Consider the following 265-nt stretch of genomic DNA (forward strand, 5'->3'; position numbering starts at 1 on the left):
GGCGATCAGACCTGCGGCAAGCGCAGGTCGATGTTCAGGCGCGCGCCTTCGTTGAGGATGTGCTGGCGCATCGCCTGGCTCGCCCGCTCGCTGTCGTGCTGGCGGATCGCACGGAGGATGGCGTCGTGTTCCTGGAGGATCTCCTCGGCGTATTCCGGCTGGCGGCGCACCAGGTTGTCGCTGCGTTCCAGGGCGCTGCCGATCTGTTCGGAAACGCTGAGGAAGATCGGGTTCGAGGTGAGCTTCACCAGGCGCCGGTGGAAGG

Annotated in this window: 1 protein-coding gene; it reads right to left on the bottom strand. The window is 66.4% G+C overall.

Translation table 11 applies throughout. The features are described 5' to 3' along the window. Nucleotides 1–5: 5 nt before the first annotated feature. A partial coding sequence (locus tag ACLJNW_RS25710; protein WP_410961440.1) for a FadR/GntR family transcriptional regulator occupies nt 6–265 on the bottom strand: 260 nt, incomplete at its 5' end.

The organism is Salmonella sp. SAL4457 (assembly GCF_046548235.1).
GTDB lineage: Bacteria > Pseudomonadota > Gammaproteobacteria > Enterobacterales > Enterobacteriaceae > Salmonella > Salmonella enterica.